Genomic DNA, 24,551 nt, shown 5'->3' on the forward strand with positions numbered 1-24,551 from the left:
GGGGCCGTCGTCCGAGGCGGTCGGGCGCACGGGCGGGGTGTAGGCCCCTCGTCGCCCGCCCGCCGACCGGCGACCGGCCACCGCCGACGGGAGCGCCCGACAAAGGGAACAGTCATACGATTTCCGACCGTCCGGCCACGCCGTCCGAGACGGCACCCGGCTCCGTCCGCCGAGACGCTATGCCCCTAATGCGCAGATATTCTGGAAAGCGTGATCGAGTCTGCATGGCCACGGCTCCGTCGGCGCTACGGCCGGGGGTCGCTCGTGCGGCTGTCACCGGTCATCCTGACCATCGTGATCGCCAGCCTGGCCTACGCCACTCCGCCGGAGATGGCCTTCAGCCGCCTCCTGCCCGCGGCGCCGGCCCTGGCCGCCGCCATGTGGCCGGTCCTGCCGACCGTCCTGCTGGGGACGGTCTGCCTCTGCCTGATGATCGGCCTCGGCTTCGTCTTCCCCGATCTCGGTACGTGGTGGACGGCGGCGGGGATCGTCGCGGTCACCGTGGCCGCCGCGTACGGCAGCCATGTCCGGCTCCAGCGGGAGCGCACCCTGTTCCAGGTGCGGCTCGTCGCCGACGCGGCGCAGCAGGTGGTGCTGAGCCCGATGCCACGCCGCTTCGGGAACGTCGAGATCGAGTCGCTGTACCTCGCGGCGGCGGCGGAGGCCCGGATCGGCGGGGATTTCTACGAGGTGGTCGACACGCCGTACGGGGTCAGGCTCCTCATCGGTGACGTGCGGGGCAAGGGCCTGCCGGCCGTGGGCGCGGCCGCGGCGATCGTCAACGCCTTCCGGGAGGCGGCGTACGGGGAGACCGACATGGTGGAGGTCGCCCGCAGAATGGACGCCAGCAGTACCCGGTACAACGCCGCGTTCCCTCCCGAGGGGCCCATGGAGCGTTTCGCCACCGCTCTCCTCGTCGAGATCCCGCACGAGGGCGGACGCATCCACATCCTCAACTGCGGGCACCCCCCACCGCTGCTCCTGAACCGCAGAAGCCTCCGCGTCCTGGAGGCGGCCACGCCGTCGCCCCTGCTCAGCCTCGCGGAACTCATCGGCGACCACTACACCGTCGACTCCTTCGACTTCGCCCCCGACGACCTGTTGCTCCTCTACACCGACGGGATCGCCGAGGCCCGCGCCCGCGACGGCGAGTTCTTCCCGCTGACGGCCTGGATGCGACGGCAGCCCCCGGCCCCGCCGCGCGAGCTGCTCAGGGTCCTCCACCGCGATCTCCTCCGCTACAGCCGGGGACGCCTCGACGACGACATCGCCGCCCTCGCCGTACGCCGCCGCGACGTCTGAGGCGCCCAGGCGCAGGGGGCGACGAGGGCAACGCCGGTCCACCCGGGGACGTGCCTGCCGATTGCTCGCGCCCGGCGTCGAGGAGGCACCGCTTCCCCGCATCCGGCTGGTCCGCACCTGCCGGGAGACGACAGTGACCGCCGGCCGCCATACGCCCGCCAGCGGTTGTCCGGTACCGCAGGTGGCAGGCAGTTCCCCGGCGACCTGCCCGCATCGGCGGATCACGCTGCACCGGACAGTTAGATTCCCGCCTTCGGAGGGATTGATAGGGCTATGGATAGCTCTAGTCCACCCGGGGTTCTCATTCGGTGTTTTCCTCCGGAGACGCACAGTGTGCCGCTGGCTCGGCGGTTCGTGCGGTCGGCATTGCGTGGTGCCGCGGCGGAGGTGGTGGACACCGCCGAGCTGCTGGCCAGTGAGCTGGTGACCAACGCGGTGCTGCACGCGCGTACCGAGGTGGAGGTGCGGGTCTGGTCGCACGAGGGACAGGTGCGCGTACGCGTCGGCGACGGTCGGCCGGACCGCCCGCTCGTGCCGCGGGAGCGCAGGCCGTACGCCGGTGCCGGGCGGGGCCTTGCCGTGGTCGAGGAGCTGGCTTCGAGTCATGGGGCCCATGTCGGGGAGGGCCGCAAGACGGTCTGGTTCGAGCTGTGGCCCAAGGCCCCGGTGCCACCCACGTCCGGGTGGGGTTCCGTGCCGATGTACGGGCGGACCGCGACCGTGACACTGATCGACATGCCCGGCATCGTGTTCCGCGCGGCGCAGCAGCACGGTGACGAGATGCTGCGCGAGCTGACGCTGACCACCTGCGTCGAGGAGTGCGCCGGGGTGTCGAGCCACGAGTTGCTGGTCGCCATCGATGTGGCCGACGTGATCAACGCGTGCATGACATCCGCGCTGGAGGAGACGGTCACCGGCGGCGCCACAGTGAGCCTGGACATCAGCTTTCCCCTGGACACCGCGCCGGCCCTGGACACGTTGCGGCACGTGCTCGAACACGGCGACGCGGCGGCGCAGCTGGGATCCCTGCTCACCCTCCCGGCTCCGCCGCACGTGCGGAGCCACTACCAGTGGGTGCTCGACCAACTGGGCACTCAGCTCTCCGGAGGTCCGCCCACCGCGTGGACGCTGCTGCCCGGCGTGCCGGACGCCGCCTCCGCCGAACTGGCGCCATGGGATGCCGGCGACGTGGAGGACAGCAGCGTCCCGACCGTCGCGGCCGACGACGACGGCCGGATCATCGCGGCCAACGCCGCTCTGGCCGACCTGCTGGGATGGCAGAGCGACGAGCTGATCGGCCGGCCGTTGACCGTGCTGATTCCCGAGCATCTGCGCGAGCGTCATCGGGCCGGGTTCACCGCCCTCCGGCTGACCGGCCGGTCCAGGATCATGGGCCGGTCCATCCCACTGCCGGCGTTGCACCACGACGGCCACCTGGTCCCTGTGCGTCTGCACGTCCAGAGCCAGGAGGCGGTGGACGGCCGCACGGTGCGGGTCGGCCAGTTCATGCCCAGAGCAATGGCCCCCGGGGAGGACCGGCCGGCATCACGTCCCGGCCCCGGGCTCTCGGTGCGGCTGCCCACCGGCGCGGCAACGGCGCCGCGGGCCGGTGGTGAGAAGGCGGCACGGAGCTGGGAGCGGTTGAGTCTGCTGGCCGACACCACCAGCGCGCTGTCGAGCACACTCGACCTGCGCGAGGGACTGCGGCGGGTGTGCCACGTCCTCACCCGGCGGACGGCCGCCTGGTGCGTGGTCGACCTGCTCGACGAGCACGGGGATGCCGAACGGGTCTGCGTCGTCCACCGCGAGCCCCGGGCACTGAACGCCGGGGTGGACCTCGGCAGGCTGCCCCCGCTGTCCGAGAACGCGCGGGGACCGCTGGCCCGGGTGCTGAACGGCGCGGGGCCCCTGCTGATCACCCACATTCCCTCGCCGGACCAGGCGGAAAGCGCCCTGGACGCCCGGCAGCTGGAGTTGTTCCGGCAGCTGGGCGCCGGCAGCACGATCATGGCACCCCTGAGGGCCCGCCGCGAGGTGCTGGGCGCCCTGATCGTCGTACGCACCGACCACGACGATCCCTTCACCGAGCAGGACGCGCTCCTCGTCGCCGACCTCGTGAAAGGCATCTCCCTGAGTGTCGACAATGCCCGTCTGCACCAGCACACCCGTACCGCAGCCGAGCGCCTTCAGCGCTCCCTGTTGCCTCGCCTGCCGCACATCCCGTCCATGGAGATCACCGCCCGCTACGCCCCGTCGAGTACCACCGCGCAGGTGGGCGGCGACTGGTTCGACGCCTTCACCCTGCCCGGCGGCGACACGGCGCTCGTCATCGGAGACGTCTCCGGGCACGACCTGACCGCAGCCGTGACGATGAGTCAACTGCGCAACATGCTCCGCGGCATCGCCGTCGACTGCCAGGACCGGCCCTCGGAGGTACTGCGCCGCCTCGACCTCGCCACTCTCACCCTTTACCCGCACTCCACCGCGACCTGCGCGTACGCCCTCGTCAAAGGCCCCCGCAGCGGCCCATGGGAAGTGCACCACTCCTCCGCCGGACACCTCCCCCTGCTGCTGACGTGTCCCAACGGCGACACCCACTACCTGGACACCGCCTCCGGTCTCCTCATCGGCGTGGACAGCACCCTTCCCCGACCCACCGCCCGCGACCCGCTGCCACCCCTCTCCACCCTGCTCATGTTCACCGACGGTCTGATCGAACGCCCGGGGGAATCCCTCAGCGACGCCATGACCCGCCTGCGCCGGCACACCGCTGCCCTCGCCCAGGCACCCCTCGACGTCTTCTGTGACGAGCTGATTCTCGGCCTCGGCGCCGGCAGCACCGACGACATCGCCCTGCTCGCCCTGCGTCCCACCCCGCCAGGCACCTGACCGGCGACCGTTCCCGGTGGTGCAGCCCTCTCCCACCGCCCCCTCCGGGGCAAAGGGTACCCACCGCGGGTATTCACCGACCGGGGCTCCTCGGGTCAATGTTGCGGGGTGCACACACCGGACTAAAGTGAGATGAAGAACCCTATGTGCCATCGGAGTTGATGATGATGCCTGAGATTCAGCTCGGCAAACCCGTCGATGAAGAGAAGCTCGTGCCGAACCCTCCCCCGGTCGTCCTGGAATGCCAGCCCGACTCCTTCGTGCGGCTGGAAACACCGGAACAACTGAAGACGTGGGAGTCTCTCGTCAAGCAGACGACCGGTCTCGACATGTCCGCCAGTGATATGCGGGCCGTCGGCACCGAAGGATGCTCGTGCGGATGTTCCGACAAGAGCGACGTCTGTCCCGAATAATGATCCTCACCATTTCACTGCAGGACGACATCCACGCTCTCGCAGTGCAGAACGAGGCGCGCAAACGAGGGTACCGGGATTTCCACATCATCGAGTGCGACCGACTCAGCGGGCAACAAGGCCTGTCCTGGAGCTCGCACGGGGACTCCCCCACCACTCTGCGCGCCTCCGACGGGCGGCTGGTGCGCCTGGAGGACGCTTCCGTCATCTGGTGGCGCCGTGTACGGGCAGCCCAGAAGGACGCGGAAAGCAGGGTGAGCACATCTGAACGCAATCTCGTCAACAACGACTGCCGCGGCGCGCTGACAGGAATTCTCTGCACCGAATTCGCCGGGGAATGGGTCTCTCATCCCGAAGCAACCGACCGCGCATCCGACAAGCTGTACCAGATGGCCGTCGCGCAGCGGGCGGGGTTCCGGGTCCCACGGACACTGGTGACGCAGTCGCGCGACGAAGTCGTGTCCTTCCTGCGGCACGTCGGCCGTATGATCGTGAAGCCCGTCGTCGGCACGTCGGGCCCATTGATCTTCACCCAGTACCTCGACGACCCGGCGTCCATATCCGCAGCCTCCTACGCGGCCTGCCCCGCCATCTACCAGGAATACGTCGAGGGCAACGAGCACATCAGACTGAACGTCTTCGGTGACCGGATGTACGCGGCGCTGTTGCGGACGGAGAAGCTCGACTGGCGGGCCGACCTCACCATACCGATCTCGTGGTGGGAGGTACCCGAGGAAACGGCGCGGAAGGCCCGGTCGGCGCTCCGGGCGCTCGGACTGCGCATGGGGGCCATCGACCTCAAGCTGACGCCCGACGGTGAGCCGGTGTGGCTCGAGGTGAACCCTCAAGGGCAGTTCCTCTTCCTGGAACCCCTCCTGAACATCCCCCTCGCCGGGTACTTCCTGGACTTCCTGCTCTCGACGGCGGAGGACAGCCGTACGCCCGCTCACCGTCCGGTCCTTGCGTGAAGGCAGCTCCCGGGCCCGGCCGCCTCAACGCGCCGCGGCCGGAAAATCCCGGTCGGGGCGGGTGTCAGTGGTCGGGGTGCGTGGCTCGGCGGCTGAGCAGGTCGGTGACCAGGGCGAGCGGGGGCCAGTCCAACCGGCCGTGCCGGGCCACGGCGTGGGCCCGGAGCACCACGTCGGGCTCGGTCAGGGGCAGGAGCCGCACGCCGGGGAGGAGGGCCGTGTCCTGGGGCAGCAGTCCGACGCCGAGATGTGCGGTGATCATGCCCTGGACCAGGTCGAGGCTGTCGGCCCGGTGCGTGATGCGGGGCGTGAACCCCGCCATCGAGGCGAGCGTGCGGATGACGGTCTCATCGGCGTTGTTGCGGGAGTTGACGATCCAGTCGTGCTCGCGGAAGCGGGTGAAGACCTCCGGTGTCGTGGTCGCGCCGCCGGTGTCCGGGTGCGCGGGTACGCCCAGCCCCCATCGGGCGGTCCAGAGCGGGGTGGCGTGGATCGCGGGGTCACCGGCGGCAGGGGCGAGGTTGTAGTCGTAGGTGAGTGCCAGATCGGTCTCGTCCGCGGCCAGCAGAGCCAGCGCCTCCGCCGGTTCGTGTTCGCGGACGAGGACGTGGACCCGGGGGTGGCTCGCGGCCAGCTCGGTGACGAGCGGCAGGAGGAACGCGCGGATCGCGGTGGCGAACCCGGCGATGCGCACGGTGCCGTTCGGTTCCGCTCCGGGAGCGAGGTCCAGGCGGGCCGCCTCGACGGCGGCGAGGATCGCCGTGGCGTGTTCGGTCAGCCTCCGGCCGGCCGGGGTGAGGCGCACCTGCCGCCCGTGCGGTTCGATCAGGGCGGTGCCCATCTCCCGTGCCAGCACCGAGATCTGCTGCGACACCGTCGACGTCGTCGTGCCCTGCGCCTCGGCCACCGCCCGCATCGACCCGAGCCTGGACAGTTCCACCAGCAGCAGCAGCCGTCGTGTCTCCATCCCTCCATTGTTCGTGATCATCGAACGGTATGTCCATGATCGGCACGTGGACACGAACGGTGCTGGGGACATCTACTGGAGCCCATGAGCACGATCGCCCTCCCCGACACGTCCCGCCCCGGCCGCCTGCGCGGTCCCGAGGGCGGAGTCCTCATGGCCCTGGGGTCCATGTCCGGCATCCAGCTGGGCCTCGCCCTGTCCGTGACCCTGCTCGACCGGCTCGGTGCCCTGGGCACCGTGGGGCTGCGCCTGGCGTGGGCGGGCCTGCTGCTCCTGCTCCTGGTGCGGCCGCGCCCCCGCGACTTCGCGCGCCGCGACCTGCTGGCCTGCACGGCCCTGGGGGCGGTGACCGCCGGCATGATGGTGTTCTTCATGCTCGCGGCCTCCCGCCTGCCGCTCGGCACCGCCAGCGCCCTGGAGTTCCTCGGCCCCCTCGCCGTGTCCCTGTACGGATCCGGGGGCGGGCGCAAGCGCTGGACCGCGGCGGCCGCGCTGGGCGTCGTGCTGCTGACCGAGCCCTGGCACGGCGGCGGCGACGCGGTCGGAGTGGGCTTCGCGCTGGCCGCGGCGGCCTGCTGGGCGGGTTACATCCTCCTGACCCAACGGGTCGGCGACACCGTCACCGGCCTGGGCGGCCTGGCCCTGTCCATGCCCGTCGCCGGCGTCCTCGGCCTTCTCGTCGCCGCCCCCACCGACCTGGGCCGCGTGACGTGGCAGCTCCTCGCCGTCATGTTGGGCCTGGCCTCGCTGAGCGTCGTCGGACCGTTCATCCTCGAGTTCCTCGCCCTGCGCCGCCTGACCACCTCGGCCTTCGGCACCCTGATGAGCCTGGAGCCCGCCATCGCCCTCGTCGCGGGCCTGCTCGTGCTCGGCCAGGCGCCCGGCCTGCTGCCCGCGGCCGGAGTCGTCTTCGTGGTCGTCGCCGGTATCGGGGCGACCCGCACCGGTGCCCGCGCCGGCACGGCACGGCCCCGCGTGCAGGAGGCGTCGTGAGCGTCGCCGGTACGGTCACACCTCGTTGAAGCCGCGGGACGGGTCGTAGATGTCCAGCTCGATGAAGACCACGAAGAAGGCCGTGACGACGTAGTGCACCGTCACGCGATCCTCCCACGCCGCACGCGTGACCGTGTCGTTCGTGTAGGCGAGGTGACTGTCGGCGCCCTCGGGATCGGCGGTGATCCTGTCGACGAGACGCTGGAACCTCTCGCGGTCATCGATCGGCATGTATGCGCGGAAGCGCGCAACCTGTTCGGTGAACTGCACACGTCTCTTCATCGGAGGCAGAGCCTAGGGACAAGGCGGCACCCCTCGCAGGGAATATCGGCGCCCGCGTAATCGGCCGGCGGTTCACCGAGTGGCCGTCCCTGCGGGAGACCTGACGGGGCGCAGCCACCCGGCGGGTGTCGGCCGTCCCGCTCGCGCCGCGGGGGCAAGGGATCGGTGCGGCCGCGACCCGCACGGGTACAAGGGCACCATGGACAGCTCTTCCTGGCTCGTGGTGGCCGTGGTTCTCGCTCTCGTCGTGGCCGTGTGCGCGGCGGTTCTGCTCGTACGGGTCTTCCGGGCCCGCCGGCTGCTGCTGGACGCCGGGGTGCCGTTGCAGTCGAAGGCCCTGTTCTGGGCGGCCGTGGTCTACACGGTGTCGCCGGTCGACCTGATCCCGGACCCGGTCTACCTGGACGACGTCGGTGTCCTGCTTGTGGCGCTGCGGGCGCTGCACGCGGCCGCGGCGAGGAGCGGGGCGGACCGTAAGGAGCTGCCGTACTGAAGAGCCGGCTCCGCGCCTGCGGCCGTGTGCGCCGCTGCTCCCGTCCCTGACGATGACCCGTTCGCCGGGGAAGGGACGGCGCGGGCCCACACGATCCCCCTTGGCGCGGCGGCTGCGGCCGGGAGGGGAACGCCGGCCGCGGGTCCGACGGTCCACCACAGAGGCCGCCGCCCCCGCGGGGCGCCGTTGACAGGAAGCCGCCGCACCCGGTGGGCCGAGCCGGCGCAACGAGCCTTCGCGGGACGGGGTTCGACCACGGTCGCCTCCAGGGGTCCGCGGAGGGCCCGCCGCCGAAGAGCGTCACCGCCCCGGTCGCACGACAGCACGTCGGCCGGGGCCGCGGCGCAACGGCACAGGGGGCGGCGGCTGCGGTCGCCGTCACCCCGGACGCACGCAAGCGTGCCTTCCCGGACGGCGGGGGCCCGTCTGTCCGGAACGCCTCCCTCCCCCCACGCGCCGCGCGTCCGTCACCGCACGTCGAAGGCCCGGCGAGGCCACGGCCCGCACTGCCGTGACGTTCCGTCCATGGCTCGAAATACGTTTGCCCGCGGAAAAGGCCCCTCTCATACCCCGTCCGGCCGGGAGTATGACCAACCGTTCGGGCGGACGTGCAACATGCACGTGGAACGCGGAGAAACGGCCGTGGGGGCGGGGTGGCGATTGGCTTGTGTGCGCCGTTGCTCGAGGAAATGCCGGCGCCTAGCTTTGTGCACTGCGTCGGCGGCGCCCTGGCGGATCAGGAAGGGCCGCCGGCTCACGCATGAAGCACCATCAGCCCTGCTCAACCCACGACGAAAGGGTATGACGATGGCTTACGAGCGTCCCACGCTCACGAAGGTCGGCGACTTCCAGAAGGTCACCGGTCTGGCCGGCACGGGCAGCCCCGACCTGCTGGGCGGCCACAGCCTGCTGTGATCCGGCCCATCCCTCGCCCCGCGGACGGGCCGGCAACTGACGGCCCGTCCTGAGGGGACCCGGATCCGGAGCGTGGGCGGCGTGTTCGCGCCGCCCACGCTCGTCCCCGTACCGCTGGCACGCATCGACCTAGAGGGGCCTGTGCATGACGACCGGCACGCCATTTCCCACAGGGGCCAGTTGGTTCCTGGTCCTCCCGGACACCGACGCCGTGGCGAGCCTGGCCGCGCGGGCCGGGTCGGGTGCGGTGCAGGAGATCCGGCACGCCTCGGGCCGGCCCTGGCTGCTGGGGCGCTGGCCGGCGCGCGGCATGACCACGGCCGTGTGCGGACGGACCCGGCTGTGCGTGCTGGGACAGCACGCGGTGACGGAGCGGGAAGCGGAGCGCGCGGCGGGCGGCGGGTCCCCCGAGGCGGCCGAGCGGCTCGCCCGTACCTGGCCCGGCAGTCACCATCTGCTCGCGAGTTTCGACGGCGACGTCCTGGTCCGCGGCACCGTCAGCGGCGTGCGCAGCCTTTTCGTGGCACCGGCACGCGGCGCGCACGGCGCGTACGTCGCCGGTGACCGCGCCGACGTCCTGGCCGACCTGGCCGGGGCGGAGCCGGACGAGGGCCGGCTGGCCGTCCAGCTGCTCAGCCCCGGCATCCTGCATCCCCTGACCGCGCAGACCGTCTGGCGCGGCGTCGACGTCGTGCCCGGCGACCACCGCCTCAGGCTCGACCACGACGGGCACGTCCGTACGAGCCGGTGCTGGTCGCCGCCGCCGGCCGAGCTGTCCCTGGCCGAGGGCGCCGGGCTGGTCCGCGACCGGCTGGCCGACGCGGTCGCGGTGCGCGTAGCGGACGGGGCACCGGTCAGTGCCGATCTCGGCGGGGTGGACTCCACCGCGGTGGTGTGCACCGCGGTCCGCTCGGGAGCCGAGGTCGTCGCGTACACCGCCGCCATCCACGACGTCCTGGGGGACGACGTCACCTACGCGCGGCGCACGGCGGAGGCGCTGCACCCGCCGAACGCGCTGGAACACCATGTGGTGCCGGCGACCGCCGTGCCCCTGACCTTCGACGGCGTGCACGAACTCGAGGACGACCTCGACACCCCGTCGATGTACTCCGTCAACCGCCACCGGCGCATGTACATCATCGAACGGGCCGCGGAGCGCGGCTCCTCGGTGCACCTGAGCGGGATGGGCGGGGACGAGCTGTTCGCCGGTGCCGGCGCCCATGTCCACGGTCTGCTGCGCCGGCACCCCCGTACGGGATGGCGGCACGCCCGCGGGTTCGTGTCCAGGCACCGGTGGTCGCGCCGGACGGCGGTGCGGCAGCTGCTCGACGGCCGCTCGTACGGGGCCTGGCTGCGGCAGGTGGCCCGCGACCTCACCCTGCCGCAGCCGCCCATGTCGGTGCCCCTCTTCGAGTGGGGCACCCCGCCACGGCTCCCCCCGTGGGCCACCGGCCGGGCCGTGGAGGCCGTGCGGGATCTCATCCGTGCGCAGGCGCCGGAGGCTCAGGCGCTGGGCGACGGGCACGGTGTGCACCGCGAGCTGGTGACGATACGCACCCTCGCCCGCTTCGCCCGGCACGTCCAGCAGATGTCCGAGCCCCTGGGCGTCACCTTCGCCTCCCCGTACTACGACGACCTCCTCATCGAGGCGGCGCTCGCCGTCCGCCCGGAGGAACGGGTCACCCCCTGGCGGTACAAGCCGCTGATCGAGGAGGCCATGCGGGGCGTCGTGCCCGACGTCAGCCGTCTGCGGACCACCAAGGCACACGCGGCCTTCGAGGAGGAGACCGGGCTGCGCAGGCACCGGTCGTCGCTGCTCGCCCTGTGGGACGACGCCCGACTGCGGCGCCTCGGCCTCATCGACGTGGAGACCCTGCGCGAATGGTGCCGCCGTCCCCTCGCCGCCGACCTGGAGAGCGCGCTCCTGCACGCCACCGTCGGCTGCGAGGTCTGGCTGCGCTCCAGGGAGGAATCCGCCGGCCGGAGGGGCCGGCCCCGAACCGACATGGGAGGCATCCCGGCATGACGATGAACCTGCGGCCCGGCGTGGTGACGGCCGACACCGAATACGGTATGGCCCTGCTCGATCAGAGCAGCGGCGAGTACTACACCCTCAACCCCACCGCCGCCCTCATCGTGCGCACCCTCCTCGAGGGCACGAGCACCGAACAGGCGGTGACGGCACTCACCGACACGTACGACGTGAGCGCCGAACAGGTCGAGGAGGACATCGCCCGCATCCTGGAGGAACTGCGGGCCGCCCGGCTGCTGACCGCCTGATACCCCGACCGCGTCCGCACCGTGCCCGCAGCCACCGTGTCCGAAGGGTGAAGCAGTGTCCACCTCGCAAGTCATGCCGCACGACCCGCGGTCGGTCCCCCTCGGCGCGCGGCTGGTGACCCGGCTGGTCGTCCTCTGCGCCCACGTCCTGGCCCGCCGGCCCCCGGCCCGTATCCGCGGCGTACTGCAGCGGCTGCGCAAGGGCGCGCGACCGGCGACGCTCGCCGAGGCCACCCGCGCCCGCGACACCGTCCTGGCCGTCAGCCTGTCGGCGGGAGGGCAACAGGGGTGCCTCCCCCGGTCGCTGGCCACCGTGCTGCTGTGCCGCCTGCGCGGTCAGTGGCCGACCTGGTGCGTCGGGGTGCGCACCCAGCCGCCGTTCGCCGCGCACGCCTGGGTGGAGGCGGAGGGGGTCCTCGTCGGCGAGGGAGCACCGGCCGACTACTTCCAGCGGTTCTTCATGGTGGACTGAGCGCCGGTGGCCTCCTCCCCCTCGTTCGCGGAGCCTCCCCCGGGACCGCCCGCGCCCGGGCGGACGGTCCGCCGCCCGAAGCCGCCGGCCGCCACCGGGGACCGCCCGTCCGGCGGACCGGAGGCCGCCGGGAGCGCTTCCGCCCCGGAGCCCACGACGGGCCACGCTCCGGGTCGCGCCCCGGCGTCCGCCGCTGGTTCCGGTCCCGGCGGCGGGCCCGGCGCGTCCGTGCGCGACGCCCGGGCACGCCCCTGGATCGTGCTGTCCCACCTGAGGCCGCACGGCTCCGGCATCGTCCTCGGCAGCGCGCTGTCGCTGGCCGGGAGCCTGCTGGCACTCGCGCAACCGCTGGTGGTCAAGCGGATGGTGGACGCGCTGGGCGACGGCCGGCCCGCCCTGGGCGCACTGGCCGTGCTCAGTGCCCTGGTCGTGGTGGGCGCCGCGACCGCCGCGCTGGGGCAGTACGTGCTGGAACGCACCGCGGAGTCGGTCGCGTGCACGGCGCGTCGGCGCCTGTCGGAGCGCCTCCTGCGGCTGCGGCTGGCCGAGCTGACCGGCACCGAGCCCGGTGAGCTGATCTCCCGGGTGACGTCGGACACCACGGTGCTGCGGCAGGTCGCCACGCGCTCGATCGCCTCCGCGGGCAGCGGCCTGCTGGTCGTGCTGGCGGCGCTGGTGCTCATGGCGCTGCTGGATCCGGTGCTGCTGAGCATCATGCTGGCCACGATCGCGCTGACCGGTGCGACCGTCGCCGCGGCCGTGCCGCCCATCGCCCGGGCCGCCCGCCAGACCCAGGAGGCGGTCGGCCGCATGGGCTCCCGGCTCGAACGCACCCTGGGCGCCCTGCGCACCGTCAAGGCGGCCGGTGCGGAGGGCCGGGAGACGGCCGGTCTGCACCGAGCGGCCGAGGACGCCCGTCGCGCCGGCACCCGGGCCGCCGGGTGGCAGGCGCTGTCGGCCACCACCTCCACCGTCGCCGTGCAACTGTCCTTCCTCGTCGTCCTGGGCGTGGGGGGCGCGCGCGTGGCGACCGGCACGATCACCGTATCGACCCTCATCGCCTTCCTCCTCTACGTCTTCGCCCTCACCCCCCGGATCGGGCAGCTCGTCGAGTCGGTCGGCCTGTTGCAGACCGGATCGGCCGCCGCCGCGCGTATCGACGAGGTGCATGCCATGGGCACCGAGCCGGTCGGCCTCCCGGCCGGGGCCCCGGTCCTCCCGCAGGAGCCGCACCCGCCGGCGCGCGTCACCTTCCAGGGGGTGCGCTTCTCCTACGGCCCCGGCGCCCCGCCCGTGCACGAGGACCTGACCTTCGAGGTGCCGCCGAGGACCACCACCGCCCTGGTCGGACCGTCCGGAGCGGGCAAGACCACCGTCTTCTCCCTGCTGGAACGTTTCTACCGGCCAGACCGGGGCCGCATCCTCCTCGACGGGGAGGACATCGCGGACCGCCCCCTGACCCGCCTGCGCGCGCTCATCGGTTACGTCGAGCAGGACGCGCCGATCCTCTCCGGCACCCTGCGGGACAACCTCCTCCTGAACGCCCCGGAAGCCGACGAGGCGCAGGTGTACGACATCCTCCGCCGCACGCGCCTGGACTCGCTCGTGGCACGTCTGCCCGACGGCCTCGACACCCCGGTCGGGCACCGCGGGAGCACCCTGTCCGGTGGTGAACGGCAGAGGGTGGCCATCGCGCGCGCCCTCCTGCGCCGTCCCCGGCTCCTCCTGCTGGACGAGGCGACCTCGCAGCTCGACGCCGCCAATGAAGCGGCGCTGCACGAGACCCTCGCGGACGTCGGCCGCACCACCACGGTCATGGTGATCGCCCACCGGCTGTCGACGGTCACCCGGGCCGACCAGATCCTGCTGCTGGAATCCGGGCGGGTCCGGGCCGCCGGCACCCACGAGCGACTGCTCGCGACCGACGCCCTCTACCGCGGGCTGGCGGCGGGGCAACACCTGGTCTGAGGCGCGGAAGGCCCCCCGGCCGGCGCGGCCGCCGGCCGGGGGGTGGATCCTTCCGGCGCCGCCGCTACGACTCGACGGCCTGCACGACCAGCCGGTCCTCCAGGGGCCGGAGGGGGATCCCCAGGTTGCCGCACTGATTGGTCGCGCTCGCGTACGGGACGGCGGCCACCAGCGCGGTGACGACCCCGGGACCCGCGGCCGTGACCCCGTTCGCCGCGGCTGAGCCCAGGTTCGTACAGGCGTTGCCGATCGCGGAGTTGCCGAACCCGATGACGGTGGTCGCGGAAGCCGTCGAGGCTCCCGCGACCACCAGGCCCGCGGCACCGGCCGCCGCCGCGAGTGTGGACGCCCAACCATGAGTCATCGACATGTCCTTTCAGAAGAGGCTCTGCCGGGCCAACGCCGCACAGGCGGCTCCGGTCACGCGGCCGCCCGCGCGTCGGTTGCCGGCTCCGCCCGGGGCCGAGCGGCGGCCGCAGTTCCGGGGCCGCAGGTGTCAGGCGGCCGCCAGGAAGGTGTGGACGACCGGCCGGTGGAGGTGGGGGTCGCCGCGCAGGACGCGGGTGGCCGCCCGGACGCGGGAGGCGGCGGCCGCGCACCGGAAGGCGTGCAGGTGGCTCAGGACGGCCTCGCGCTGGGCGGCGGACCCGGTGGGGCCGGCGAGGGTGAGGTCGAGGTGGTGGTGCTCCTCCGCGGTGCCGTCGGGGGCGAGGTGGGTGACGCGGAAGGCGCAGAGCAGGGCGCCGGTGGCCGGGAGCCGCCGGAGCCGGCAGCTGATGCGGGTCTCGGGGTAGTGGACGTCGATCGTGTCCTCGACGCAGGACACGTGCGGGGCGGTGACGACGCGCGGGTCGCCGATCATGAGCGTGAAGCGCGGGGCGAGGCCGCTGACCAGGGTGGCGCGCGTCCGGCGGCGGACCGGGGCGGGCCGGTGCCGGGGAGGTCCGTTCATGTCCATCCGGTGTCCCTCTCGGTGTGTGTGGGGGGGGTGCGGGAAGGGTCGGGTGTGCTCCGGTTCAGGGCGCGGTCGCGGTCGCGGTCTCCAGCCGGGCACTCATGGCCTTGCGCAGTCCGTCGGCCCCGGTGTGTGCGCCGTTCCAGCGGGCGCAGTGGTCGAGGCCGCGCCGTACCGCGTCCTGGTGGGCGTCGTCGAGGGTGCGCTTGACGCCCTCCATGACGTGGGCGGGGTGCCGGCGCAGTTCGTCGGTGAGGGTTCTGGCCGCGTCGTGCAGGGCCGCGGGGCTCGCGTACACGTCGTTGACGAGGCCGATGCGCGCGGCGCGTTCGGCGCCGATGGTGCGGCCGGTGAACGCCAGCTCCCGCAGATGGCCCTGGTTGACGAGGAGGGGCAGGCGCTGGAGGCCGCCGAGGTCGGCGACGACGCCCAGTTGGGCCTCCGGGAGGGCGAAGGTGGCCCGGTGGGTGGCGTAGCGGATGTCGCAGGCGCTGACCAGTTCCAGGGCGGCCCCGGTGCACTCGCCGTCGATGAGGGCGACGACCGGCTTGGGGCAGGCGGCGACCGCGGTCACGGCTCGCTGGAGCCGCCGGACGTCGTCGTCCATGAAGGCCCGGTCCCCGGAACGCTCGGCGCGCCGGAGGCGTACGACGTACCAGCGCAGGTCCATGCCGACGGAGAAGGTGGCGCCCTCGCCGGTGAGCGCGACGGCGCGGATGTCGTCGCGGGCCGCGGCGGTTGCCATGACGTGCTCCAGCTCCGTCCAGAACGTGCCGCCGAGGGCGTTGCCTTCACCGCTGCCGGTGATGGTGACGAGGGCGAGGCCGTCGTCCACGGTGACGTGGAGGGACGCGCGGCTCATCGTGCGGGGACGGCGGCTGCCGCGGTCGAGCCGGCGGCAGCACGGTGTCGTGGGACGGGCTCGGCCGGGGTCATGCGGTACAGCACCTCCGGCGGGTGGGGGCGGGAGCCGTCGCCGGGGAAGTCGTCGGTGCCGAACAGGACTTCGGTGCGCACGTCGAGCCGGCGCTCGTGGGCGAACCTCCGCAGCATGAGCGCGACGGCGCGGTTGCCGGGGTTGACGGTGGTCTCGAAGCAGGTCACGCCCCGGCCGGCGGTGCGGTCGGCGAGTTCGTGCATCATCCGTACGGCGAGTCCGGGCGCACGGTGGCCGGGGTCGACGGCCGACTGCCAGGCCATGAGGGTGTCCGGCCGGGACGGGCGTACGTAGGCGGTGACGAACCCGGCCACGCGGCCGTCGCCGGTGACCGCGACGACGGACGTGTCGGCGAAGTCGCGGAACCAGAGGTTGTAGTAGTAGAGGCTGTTGGTGTCCAGGATGTCGGATTCACTCACCAGTCGCCAGACCGCCGGCGCGTCTGCGGGGCGGGGCGGGCGGAGGGTGACGCCGTGGGTGTCGGGGCCGGATGCCTGGTGGGGGTCGAGGTCGTTCATGGAGACCTTTCGGAGCTCGGCTCGGTGCGGGTGCGGGTGCGTTCCATTCGGCTCGGTTCGGCTCGGACGACGTATTGATGAATTCCGAGGGAACAATGGATCCGCGCCACTGCGAGGGCGGAATAACATGCCGGTGGGTTTTTTTCGGTGCGCCGGTATGCCGGTACGCGGGCGATGCTGCGCGAATCCAGGTGTCCGCGCGAACGCGCGCCGAGAGACACCGGATTTCGACGTGCCGATGCGACGCGTCAGGTGTGCGATCTGTCTAGCACAGTGGATCGCGACGGCGCCAGGCCTCGCGGAAATTCTTTACCCGGGCCGACCGAAGGGCAGGTGAAAAGCGTTGTCGGTATTTCGTCTGGCTGGTTTCCGCATGAGCGCGAAGATCATTCGAACGCTCGCGGAGACACCGCGCGCCGCCTCCGGCCGCGCACGTCGTGGACGGCGCGCGGTGGCCTCCAGCAGCAACTTCGGCCCGGCGGAACGGCCGTTCACGGTCGCCGCCCGGCAACCCGCACCGGCCGGTCGGCGGGTCTCCACTCGGACTCTATTTTTGGACACTTCATGGTCGGCCGGGCATGGAGAACGGGAGGTGTGGCTAGTCGTACCGTCGCTCGTGTAAACCTGTTGCATGTGCCCGTGGCCAAGCCACGGAACAACGAATCACCGGAAGGGGTGACTCGCATGGGAAGCGCATCCCGGCGCAGAGCCGACTTCGCCGAATCTGCTTCCGTGGGACGCTTCTTCCGCTGTCGCGCCATCCGTCGCACCGTCCCGGCGCGGTAATTCACCCCGCCCTTTCCGAAAGCCGCCGGAACACCGTTCCGGCAGGCCGCCCCAGCGCGTACGGCGGCGGCACCGCACGCCCCGTCCAGCAGCGTGACCGGTGCTCCCGCACCGAACGCACCCCCCTCCCCCCGACACCCGCCGGCCTCGGCCGGCCGCAACCACCGGCCGGCGCCGACCCGTCGGCGGCGGCGCCCGGACGCGCCACCACCCCTCGCGGTGCCGGCCGTCTGGCCCGTCACCACTCTCCCCCTCCCGTACCACGGCGCCCGCGGCGACCCCGTCGACCGCCCGCCGGCTCCCCCGCCCATCCCGCTTCCGTCTGCGGAGGAAACCCCACGTGATCGCGACCGACGTCATGGCCCGCCTCACCCCGCTGATACGGGCACGTACCGAACACCTTCCCGCCGGTGCGGGCTCCCCGGCCCCCGAGACCCGGCTGGAACAGGACCTGCGGATGGACTCGATGGCCATCGTGCAGGTGCTGGAGGACATCGAGGAGTCCTTCGGCATCACCATCCCCGACGAGCGGCTCGCCGGTGTCTACACGGTCGGCGACCTGGCGGACATCGTGCGGGACTCGGCCCCCACCGGAAGGCGCGCCGCGTGAACACGACGCTGCCGGGCCCCACGACCGGTCCCGCCGGCCCCGGGGCGCTTACCGACCCCGCGGTCGCCGCCGCCCAGCCGCTGGCCGAGGCCATCCGCGGCATCGACACCACGGCGCTGGACTGCATCCAGGTGAACGCCGCGGTCCTGGCCGACGCGGCCCACGGGCCGGGCTCCCACCTGGAGCTGGGCGCGCGGACGGGCTTCGCCCCGCGCTCCGCCGGCCCCGGGCGGCTGCCCACCGTCGAACAGCCCCCGGCCGACCAGATCCGCACGATGGGCCACCTCCTCGGCCTCTCCCTGCGCGCCGGCCGTCCGGTGACGGAGGGCAGGGCACTGCTGGAGCTGCTCCCCGAGGACGGCAGCCCCCTGTACGTGGTCGGCGACGCGCACCGCATGCCGTGGCTGCCGTACCACGGCCACCAGCACATGGACCACAGCGTGCTGCTCAGGGCCGTGGACGGGGGCGCCCGCGTCGAGGCGGTGGACGCCTACGACAACCAGACGCCCTACGGCCAGGCGGAGCCGGTGGTGTGCGCCTTCGCCCGCGCGGAGGCGGCCGCCCTGTTCGACGGATCGCCCGCCCTGCCCGTCGCGGTACGCCCCGTGCCGCCCGCCCGTCCGCAGGTGGACCTGGTCCTCGACGAGAACGCGCGGGACGCGGCGCTGCTGCTGGCGGGCGACGCCCCGGAACGCTACGCCGCCGCCTTCCGCGACCACCCCGACCAGCGGGAGGCGTGCACGGCGCTGCTGCTGGAGACCTGGCTGCTGAACCGTACGCGCCGGCTGCACGCCGCATGGGCGGCCCACCACAGGCCGGGCTCCCCCCTCGCGCGCACCGCTGCCGAACGGGCCGCCGCCTGGGACGCCCTGGCCGGCCAGTGCTACCTGGCCGCGCGGCGGGTGCAGCGCGGCCGCCCCGTACCGCCGCAGATCCACACCGCGCTGGCGGAACTGCTCCGAGCGGACGCCCGGTCCGCCGTCGACGCCACCCGTACCCCGCCCGGAGAGGCCACCACCATGTCCCTCGACCCCGCACGCGTACGCGAGACGGTGGTGGACACCGTCGCCGACGTCCTGGGCATCGCGCCCGAGGCGGTCGCCGGCCGCGACGACCTGACCGAACTCGACGGCTTCGCCTCCTTCCAGATGGTGGAGACGGTGGAGCGGCTGGAGGACGCCTACGGCGTCGAGTTCGCCCCCGGCGACCTGGAGGCGGACGTGCTGCGCCGCGTCGACGGCCTGGCCGGCCTCGTCCTGCGCACCGTCACCGGTAAGGAGGCGAGCCGCGCGTGAACACCCGCCCGCACGCCACCGTGCTGCACGACCTCCTCGACGCTCCCACCGCCGACCGGGACGCCCCCGCGGTCACCTGCGGGGAGGTCACCCTCAGCCGAGCCGAACTGATCGACGCCAGTCACCGCTGCGCGGTGGTGCTCCGCGAGCGCGGACTGCGGCGCGGCGACCGGCTGGTGGTGACCAGCGACGCCGGTCCCGCCCTGGTGCCCCTGCTGTTCGGGGCCTCCCGGCTCGGCGTCGTCTTCTCCGTCCTGCACGAGCAGGTGCGCGGGGACGTGCTGCGCCACGTACTGGACGACTGCGAACCGGCCCTGGCCGTCGCCGCCTCCGCCGCCACGCGGGACGCCGTCCGCGAGGCGGGGGTGCCCGTCACCGGGCCGGAGACGTTCGGCACCGGACCGTCGAAGACGGCTGCCGAGCCGGCCGGGGCGGGAACGCGCCGGCCGGGAGCGGACGCCGACGGCGCCACCCCCGGCGCCACCGACACCGCCACCGACACCGACACCGACACCGACACCGACACCGACGGACCGTTGCCGGTCGATCCGGTCTGCCTCATCTACACCTCCGGCACCACTGCCATGCCCAAGGCCGTGGTCTCCACCCACCAGCAGATGATGTTCGCCGTCCACGCCATCGCGGAACGGCTGGCCTACCGCGCCGACGACGTCGTCTACTGCCCGCTGCCGCTCTCCTTCGACTACGGGCTCTACCAGGTGTTCCTCTCCGCGCTCGCCGGCAGCCACGTGTGGCTCGGCTCGGCCGCCGAGTCCGGTCCCGCGCTCCTGGCCAACCTGGTGCGCAGCAGGGCGACCGTCCTGCCGGCCGTCCCGCCGGTCTCCGGGGCGCTGCTGCGGCTGCTGCGGCGGCGCGGCGGCCCCCGGCCCCCGCTGCGGCTGCTCACCAACACCGGTGCCGCCCTGCCCTCCGACATCCCCGACGGGCTGCGCGAGGTGCTGCCGGGGCTGCGGGTCCAGCTCATGTTCGGGCTCACCGAGTGCAAGCGCCTCACCATCGCCGAACCGGACGAGGACCTGGTCCGGCCGGGGAGCTGCGGCCTGCCGCTGACCGGCACCGAGGTGTTCGTGGTCGACGAGGCGGGCGAGCGGCTGCCGGCCGGCGAGGTCGGTGAGATCACCGTGCGGGGGCCGAACGTGATGGCCGGCTACTGGCGCCGGCCCGAGCTGACCGCCGCCCGCTTCCCCCGCCGGGACGGCCTCTTCCCCGAACTGTGCACCGGCGACTACGGATGGACCGACGAGGACGGGCGGCTGTACTTCGCCGGCCGCCGCGACGACATCTACAAGCAGGACGGCTTCCGGGTCAGCGCCATCGAGGTCGAGGCGGCCGCCCGGCGGCTGCCCGACGTGGACACCGCGGCCGTCCTGCCCCCCGACGGCACACGGCCGCAGGCCGTCCTGGTGGTCACCGGCACCGCCGACCCCGCCACCGTCCTGCCCCGGCTGCGCGAGCACCTGGAGGACTTCAAGGTGCCCCCGGTGTGCCGCTCGGTCGAGGAACTGCCGGTCAACGCCAACGGCAAGACGGCGAAGGCCGTGCTGGCCGGGCAGCTGACGGAGGGCCGGCCGTGACCGACACCACGCCCCGTACCCGCCCGCCCGTACCCGGCGAAACACCCGCCGCGCAGGTCGCCGCCGGGCAGGTCCGCGCCGCGTCCGCCGCGCAGGCTCCGGCCCCTCTGCCGCCGGACGTTCCGCTGCCGCCGGGGACGGCGACGCCGGCGTACGTCTACGACCTGGACGCCGTGCGCGCGGCGCACGCCCGGCTGCGGTCCTGGCTGCCGGAACCCAGCGAGCTGTACTACTCGCTCAAGGCCAACCCGCACCCGGCCGTGGTGGCCGCCCTGTACGCGCTCGGCTGCCGGGCCGAGGTCAGCTCGCCGGGCGAACTGGACGCCGCCCTGGAGGCCGGGGTGCCGGCCGGCGACATCCTCTACACCGGCCCGGGCAAGCGCGACGAGGACCTGGACGGGGCGCTCGCCGCCGGGGTGCGCGACTTCGCCGTGGACTCCCTGTACGGCATCGGCCAGTTGGACCGCGCCGCCGCCCGGCACGGTGTGCGCGCGGGCTACCTGCTGCGCGTCAACCCGGGCGGCGGCAGCCGCGGCGCCGGACTGCGGATGACCGGCGACCCCTCGGCGTTCGGCGCCGACGCCGGCCACATCGCCGCACATCCCGAGCGGTACGCCGGGGGCGACCACGCCCGCATCACCGGGCTCCACCTCTACCTCGCCACCAACATCAGCGACGAGCAGGCGCTGGGCGACTCGTTCGGCGAGGCCATCGCCGTGGCCCGGACCCTGCACGAGGCCCTGGGCGTGCCGCTGCGCACCGTCGACCTCGGCGGCGGCTTCGGCGCCCCGTACGCCCGCTCCGGCGAGCTGCCGGCCTACCCCGGGCTCGCGGATCGGCTGGCCGGCGCACTGGACGCGGCGCTGCCCGGCTGGCGGCGGGGCGCGCCCTCCGTCGCCTTCGAGTCCGGCCGCTACCTCACGGCCACCTGCGGGCGGCTGCTGACCAGGGTGCTGGACGTCAAACAGTCCCACGGGCAGCGGGTCGTCGTCCTGGACACCGGCATCAACCACCTCGGCGGCATGGCCGGGCTGCGCCGCGTACCGCCGCTCCATCCGGACGTGGTCCCGGCGGGCGCCGGTGCGCCGGGTGCCGCCGCAGCGGACGGCCCGCCGGACGGCGCCGGGGCGCGGGGCCGGGACGGCGGTGAACCGCCCGGACCGGCGATGATCTGCGGTCCGCTGTGCACCCCGCTCGACATGTGGGCGCGCTCGCACGACCTGCCCGCCGTCGCCCCCGGCGACCTCCTCGCCGTACCGAACACCGGCGCCTACGGGCTGCACGCCAGCCTCGTGCTGTTCCTGGGCCACCCGGCGCCGGCCGAGATCGTCACCGACGGCGGGCGGGTCGTGCGCAGCGACCGGCTGACGTTCGTCCGGCGCCCTGCCGCCGGCTGACCGGCCGCACCGCCCTCGGACCGCCCGTCGCCTCTGCCGTACGTGCCCCGTCCACCGCTCCGGCGCCGCGGGGGGGGCACAGCCGCCCCGCCGCACCACCTCCCGTACCCGCACCGCACACCACTTCAGGAGACCCACCATGGACCAGGCGTTCACCGACACCCTCCGTCCCCACCTGCGCTACCTCGCGCCCGGGCAGGAACTGCGCCCGGAGGACCGGCTGCGGGACCTCGGCCTCAACTCGATGCAGGCCATCGACCTCGTCTTCGACCTGGAGGACAACTGCGGGGTGACGCTCCCCGACGACCAGCTCACCGACGCCAACTTCGAGACGGCCGGGTCGCTCTGGGAGGCCGTGCAGCACGCGCGTTCCGCCGTGGTGGACGCCCGGTGAGGGCCCTCGGCCCCGCTCTCGCCGAGCGCCTGGAACCCGTGCTCGGCACGGTGGAGAGGCACGCGGCCGAGTGCGACGAGAAGGCGGCCTTCCCCACGCAGGGTCTGACCGCGATGCGCTCCTCCGGGCTCCTCGGCCTGCTGGTGCCGGCCCGCTACGGCGGTCTCGGCGGCACCGTGCCCGACCTCCTGGCCGTCTCGCAGCTGATCGCCCGTCAGGACATGTCGGCCGCCATGGTGTTCGCCATGCACGGCCAGCAGGTGGCGGCGCTGGTCCACCACGCCTCCGAGGAGCTGCGCGAACGGGTGCTGCCGCGGGTCGCCCGGGGCGACCTGTACCTGGGGTCGGTCACCACCGAGGCGGGCAAGGGCGGGCACCTGCTCAGCTCCGGCACCGCCACCCGGCGCGAGGGCGACCTGATCGAGCTGGACCGGATGGCGCCGATCGTCACCGGCGGCGCCCACGCCGACGCCTACCTCATCACCGCCCTCGCGCCCGGCGCCACCTCCGAGGGCCAGGTGTCGCTGGTCTACGCGGAACGCGACCAGCTGGACGTGCAGGTCCTCGGCGGCTGGGACCCGATGGGCATGCGCGGGACGCACAGCGTGCCCATGCGGTTCACCGGGGCGGTCCCGCACGACCAGGTGGTGGGCGCGCCCGGTGACTTCCGCCGCGTGACCGTCGACGTCTTCGCGCCGCTCGCCCACCTGGGCTGGAGCGCCTGCTGGCTGGGCACGGCCGCCGGCGCGCTGTCCCGCACCCTGCGCCTGCTGCGCAGCCCGGAGGAGCGGCGCCGCCGCGACCTGAAGAGCGAGCTGCTGCTGACCCGGCTGTCCCGTGCCCGTCAGCGGATCGACACCGTGCAGGCCATGCTGAGCCATACGGCCGACGTCTACGGCACGCTCTCCGAACGGGAACGGGGTGGCGCCCCGTGGCAGCTCCTGGTCAACGCGCTGAAGGTGACGGCCTCCGAGCAGTGCCCGGCGGCCGTGGAGGAACTCGTCGAGCTGGTGGGTCTGCGCCACGGCTACCTGCGCAACCAGCCGCTCGCGCTGGAGCGCGCCCTGCGCGACCTGCGGTCCGCCTCGCTCAACTACGGCAACGACCGGCTCCACCTGGCCAACGGTTCGCTGAGCCTGCTCGACCAGGAGACCACCCTTGTCTGACGCCCGCGCCGCCCGGTTCCGGCCGGGCGGCGGCCCGGAGGCCCGCCCCGCCCGGGGCCCGGCCTGTTCCGTCGCCGCCGGTGACGTCGCAGGTTCCACGGGCCCCGTCGACCCGGTCGTCCGGCTCTGGAGGCCGGCGCCCGGCATCGTCCTCGCGCTCGCCCGGTCGGACCGGGTGCTGGCCGCTCCCCGGGTCCTGGACCGGCTGCGGCCCGAGGAGCGGCGGGCGGCCGCCGGGATGCCGCCCTGGCGGGCCGCCGAGCACCTGGCAGGCCGGGCGCTGGTGCGCCACCTGCTCGCCGGGCTGCTCGGTGAGGAGGGCGCCCGGGGGCCCGTGGTCCCCGAGCCGGGCGGGCGGCCCCGGCTGCCCGGCTCGCCCGGCACGGGCATCAGCGTGTCGCACAGCGGCCCGTACGCGGTGGCGGCCGTGGGCGCCGGGGCTGACGTCGGCGTGGACGTGCAGGTGCCGGTGCCGCCGTCGCCCCGGATGCTGCGGCGCTGCTGCGCGCCGCGGACGGCGGCCCGTCTGACGGCCATGGCACCGGGCCCGGCCGCCCTCGCCTTCGCCCGGGTCTGGGCCGTGCAGGAGGCGTGCGTGAAGGCGCGCGGCACCGGCCTGGCCGGCGCGCCCTGGCGGGTGCCCGCCGACCCGGACGCACCGGCCGGCGCCTGGGGCTCCCTGCGGTGGTGCCGGCTCCCCCGGCCGGCCGGGGCGGGCCCCGAACCCGCCGCCCTGGCCTGTGCCTTCGGCCCGCCGGAACCCGCCGGACCGTCCCGTACCACCGCCCCACCCGTGACGCACTCGCATCGCGCCACCGGCCCGGTCCCGACCGCAACGACCGACCGCGCCTGACCCGCCCGACCCGGCCATCCGACCGACCTGACCCCGCCCCGGCCGTCCCGACCGCACCCGACCCGACCGTCCCAGCGCCCCCCGACCCGACCGCCCCGAGGCC

Annotated in this window: 24 protein-coding genes; 18 read left to right on the top strand and 6 right to left on the bottom strand. The window is 73.7% G+C overall.

The window, feature by feature from the left end:
* The first annotated feature begins 210 nt into the window (after positions 1-210).
* The 4 genes from A4V12_RS30925 to A4V12_RS30940 all read left to right on the top strand — a co-directional run bounded on the left by A4V12_RS30925 (position 211) and on the right by A4V12_RS30940 (position 5,572).
* Positions 211-1,302, top strand: a complete 1,092-nt coding sequence (locus tag A4V12_RS30925) for a PP2C family protein-serine/threonine phosphatase (protein ID WP_064072782.1) — start codon at positions 211-213, stop codon at positions 1,300-1,302.
* A gap of 273 nt (positions 1,303-1,575) precedes the next feature.
* The gene (locus tag A4V12_RS30930; protein ID WP_079137485.1) at positions 1,576-4,191 is read left to right on the top strand and encodes a SpoIIE family protein phosphatase; all 2,616 of its coding nucleotides are present in this window, start codon (positions 1,576-1,578) and stop codon (positions 4,189-4,191) included.
* 146 nt (positions 4,192-4,337) lie between these two features.
* Entirely contained in the window at positions 4,338-4,604 is a 267-nt protein-coding gene (locus tag A4V12_RS30935) for a hypothetical protein (RefSeq protein WP_064072783.1), read from the top strand.
* Positions 4,604-5,572 (top strand): ATP-grasp domain-containing protein, encoded by a 969-nt coding sequence (locus A4V12_RS30940; protein WP_064072784.1) that lies wholly within the window; start codon positions 4,604-4,606, stop codon positions 5,570-5,572. The genes A4V12_RS30935 and A4V12_RS30940 overlap by 1 nt, the downstream gene beginning before the upstream one ends.
* 64 nt (positions 5,573-5,636) lie before the next feature.
* Here A4V12_RS30940 and A4V12_RS30945 read toward each other — a convergent pair whose 3' ends face one another.
* The gene (locus tag A4V12_RS30945; RefSeq protein WP_064072785.1) at positions 5,637-6,539 is read right to left on the bottom strand and encodes a LysR family transcriptional regulator; all 903 of its coding nucleotides are present in this window, start codon (positions 6,537-6,539) and stop codon (positions 5,637-5,639) included.
* Between the two features lie 84 nt (positions 6,540-6,623).
* Between A4V12_RS30945 and A4V12_RS30950 the strand changes: the two genes are divergently transcribed.
* The gene (locus A4V12_RS30950; protein WP_064072786.1) at positions 6,624-7,532 is read left to right on the top strand and encodes an EamA family transporter; all 909 of its coding nucleotides are present in this window, start codon (positions 6,624-6,626) and stop codon (positions 7,530-7,532) included.
* A 15-nt stretch (positions 7,533-7,547) separates the two neighbouring features.
* Here A4V12_RS30950 and A4V12_RS30955 read toward each other — a convergent pair whose 3' ends face one another.
* Entirely contained in the window at positions 7,548-7,814 is a 267-nt protein-coding gene (locus tag A4V12_RS30955) for a hypothetical protein (RefSeq protein WP_234372399.1), read from the bottom strand.
* A 199-nt stretch (positions 7,815-8,013) separates the two neighbouring features.
* On the opposite strand from A4V12_RS30955, the gene A4V12_RS30960 reads away from it, so the two are divergent.
* The 6 genes from A4V12_RS30960 to A4V12_RS30980 all read left to right on the top strand — a co-directional run bounded on the left by A4V12_RS30960 (position 8,014) and on the right by A4V12_RS30980 (position 13,942).
* Complete coding sequence (locus tag A4V12_RS30960; protein ID WP_064072788.1) at positions 8,014-8,307, top strand: YkvA family protein; 294 nt, start codon at positions 8,014-8,016, stop codon at positions 8,305-8,307.
* 807 nt (positions 8,308-9,114) lie between these two features.
* On the top strand, positions 9,115-9,222 hold the full coding sequence (locus A4V12_RS37810; protein ID WP_110635242.1) for a keywimysin-related RiPP: 108 nt from the start codon (positions 9,115-9,117) through the stop codon (positions 9,220-9,222).
* A gap of 145 nt (positions 9,223-9,367) precedes the next feature.
* Positions 9,368-11,248, top strand: a complete 1,881-nt coding sequence (locus A4V12_RS30965; protein WP_064072789.1) for an asparagine synthase-related protein — start codon at positions 9,368-9,370, stop codon at positions 11,246-11,248.
* Entirely contained in the window at positions 11,245-11,502 is a 258-nt protein-coding gene (locus tag A4V12_RS30970) for a lasso peptide biosynthesis PqqD family chaperone (RefSeq protein WP_064072790.1), read from the top strand. The genes A4V12_RS30965 and A4V12_RS30970 overlap by 4 nt, the downstream gene beginning before the upstream one ends.
* A gap of 55 nt (positions 11,503-11,557) precedes the next feature.
* Entirely contained in the window at positions 11,558-11,974 is a 417-nt protein-coding gene (locus tag A4V12_RS30975; RefSeq protein ID WP_079137486.1) for a lasso peptide biosynthesis B2 protein, read from the top strand.
* 258 nt (positions 11,975-12,232) lie between these two features.
* Positions 12,233-13,942, top strand: a complete 1,710-nt coding sequence (locus tag A4V12_RS30980) for an ABC transporter ATP-binding protein (protein WP_234372400.1) — start codon at positions 12,233-12,235, stop codon at positions 13,940-13,942.
* Between the two features lie 64 nt (positions 13,943-14,006).
* Here the strand turns inward: A4V12_RS30980 and A4V12_RS30985 are convergent, their stop codons facing one another.
* From A4V12_RS30985 to ectA, 4 genes are all read right to left on the bottom strand, one after another.
* A complete protein-coding gene (locus A4V12_RS30985; protein ID WP_079137488.1) occupies positions 14,007-14,306 on the bottom strand; it encodes a hypothetical protein in 300 nt (99 codons plus the stop codon).
* Between the two features lie 132 nt (positions 14,307-14,438).
* Complete coding sequence (locus tag A4V12_RS30990) at positions 14,439-14,894, bottom strand: hypothetical protein (protein ID WP_159028967.1); 456 nt, start codon at positions 14,892-14,894, stop codon at positions 14,439-14,441.
* A gap of 64 nt (positions 14,895-14,958) precedes the next feature.
* Positions 14,959-15,759, bottom strand: coding sequence for an enoyl-CoA hydratase-related protein (locus A4V12_RS30995; protein ID WP_064072794.1), 801 nt, complete (start codon positions 15,757-15,759; stop codon positions 14,959-14,961).
* The gene (gene ectA / locus A4V12_RS31000; protein WP_079137489.1) at positions 15,756-16,352 is read right to left on the bottom strand and encodes a diaminobutyrate acetyltransferase; all 597 of its coding nucleotides are present in this window, start codon (positions 16,350-16,352) and stop codon (positions 15,756-15,758) included. The genes A4V12_RS30995 and ectA overlap by 4 nt, the downstream gene beginning before the upstream one ends.
* 1,126 nt (positions 16,353-17,478) lie before the next feature.
* Between ectA and A4V12_RS31005 the strand changes: the two genes are divergently transcribed.
* The 7 genes from A4V12_RS31005 (at position 17,479) to A4V12_RS31035 (ending at position 24,448) form a co-directional block, all read left to right on the top strand.
* A complete protein-coding gene (locus A4V12_RS31005) occupies positions 17,479-17,748 on the top strand; it encodes an acyl carrier protein (protein ID WP_079137490.1) in 270 nt (89 codons plus the stop codon).
* The gene (locus A4V12_RS31010) at positions 17,745-19,043 is read left to right on the top strand and encodes an acyl carrier protein (protein WP_079137491.1); all 1,299 of its coding nucleotides are present in this window, start codon (positions 17,745-17,747) and stop codon (positions 19,041-19,043) included. The genes A4V12_RS31005 and A4V12_RS31010 overlap by 4 nt, the downstream gene beginning before the upstream one ends.
* Entirely contained in the window at positions 19,040-20,638 is a 1,599-nt protein-coding gene (locus A4V12_RS31015) for a class I adenylate-forming enzyme family protein (RefSeq protein ID WP_064072795.1), read from the top strand. The genes A4V12_RS31010 and A4V12_RS31015 overlap by 4 nt, the downstream gene beginning before the upstream one ends.
* Positions 20,635-22,035, top strand: coding sequence for an alanine racemase (locus A4V12_RS31020; protein ID WP_234372401.1), 1,401 nt, complete (start codon positions 20,635-20,637; stop codon positions 22,033-22,035). The genes A4V12_RS31015 and A4V12_RS31020 overlap by 4 nt, the downstream gene beginning before the upstream one ends.
* A gap of 139 nt (positions 22,036-22,174) precedes the next feature.
* Positions 22,175-22,429: an acyl carrier protein gene (locus tag A4V12_RS31025; RefSeq protein WP_064072796.1), complete on the top strand. Its 255-nt coding sequence runs from the start codon at positions 22,175-22,177 to the stop codon at positions 22,427-22,429.
* Positions 22,426-23,595 carry an acyl-CoA dehydrogenase family protein gene (locus A4V12_RS31030; protein WP_079137492.1) on the top strand — a complete coding sequence of 390 codons (1,170 nt, stop codon included), beginning with the start codon at positions 22,426-22,428 and terminating at the stop codon, positions 23,593-23,595. Before A4V12_RS31025 ends, A4V12_RS31030 begins: the two co-directional genes overlap by 4 nt.
* Positions 23,588-24,448, top strand: a complete 861-nt coding sequence (locus A4V12_RS31035; protein WP_064072797.1) for a 4'-phosphopantetheinyl transferase family protein — start codon at positions 23,588-23,590, stop codon at positions 24,446-24,448. The genes A4V12_RS31030 and A4V12_RS31035 overlap by 8 nt, the downstream gene beginning before the upstream one ends.
* Positions 24,449-24,551 lie beyond the last annotated feature (103 nt).

Origin of the sequence: Streptomyces noursei (genome assembly GCF_001646665.1) — a bacterium.
GTDB classification, from domain to species: domain Bacteria; phylum Actinomycetota; class Actinomycetes; order Streptomycetales; family Streptomycetaceae; genus Streptomyces; species Streptomyces lavendulocolor.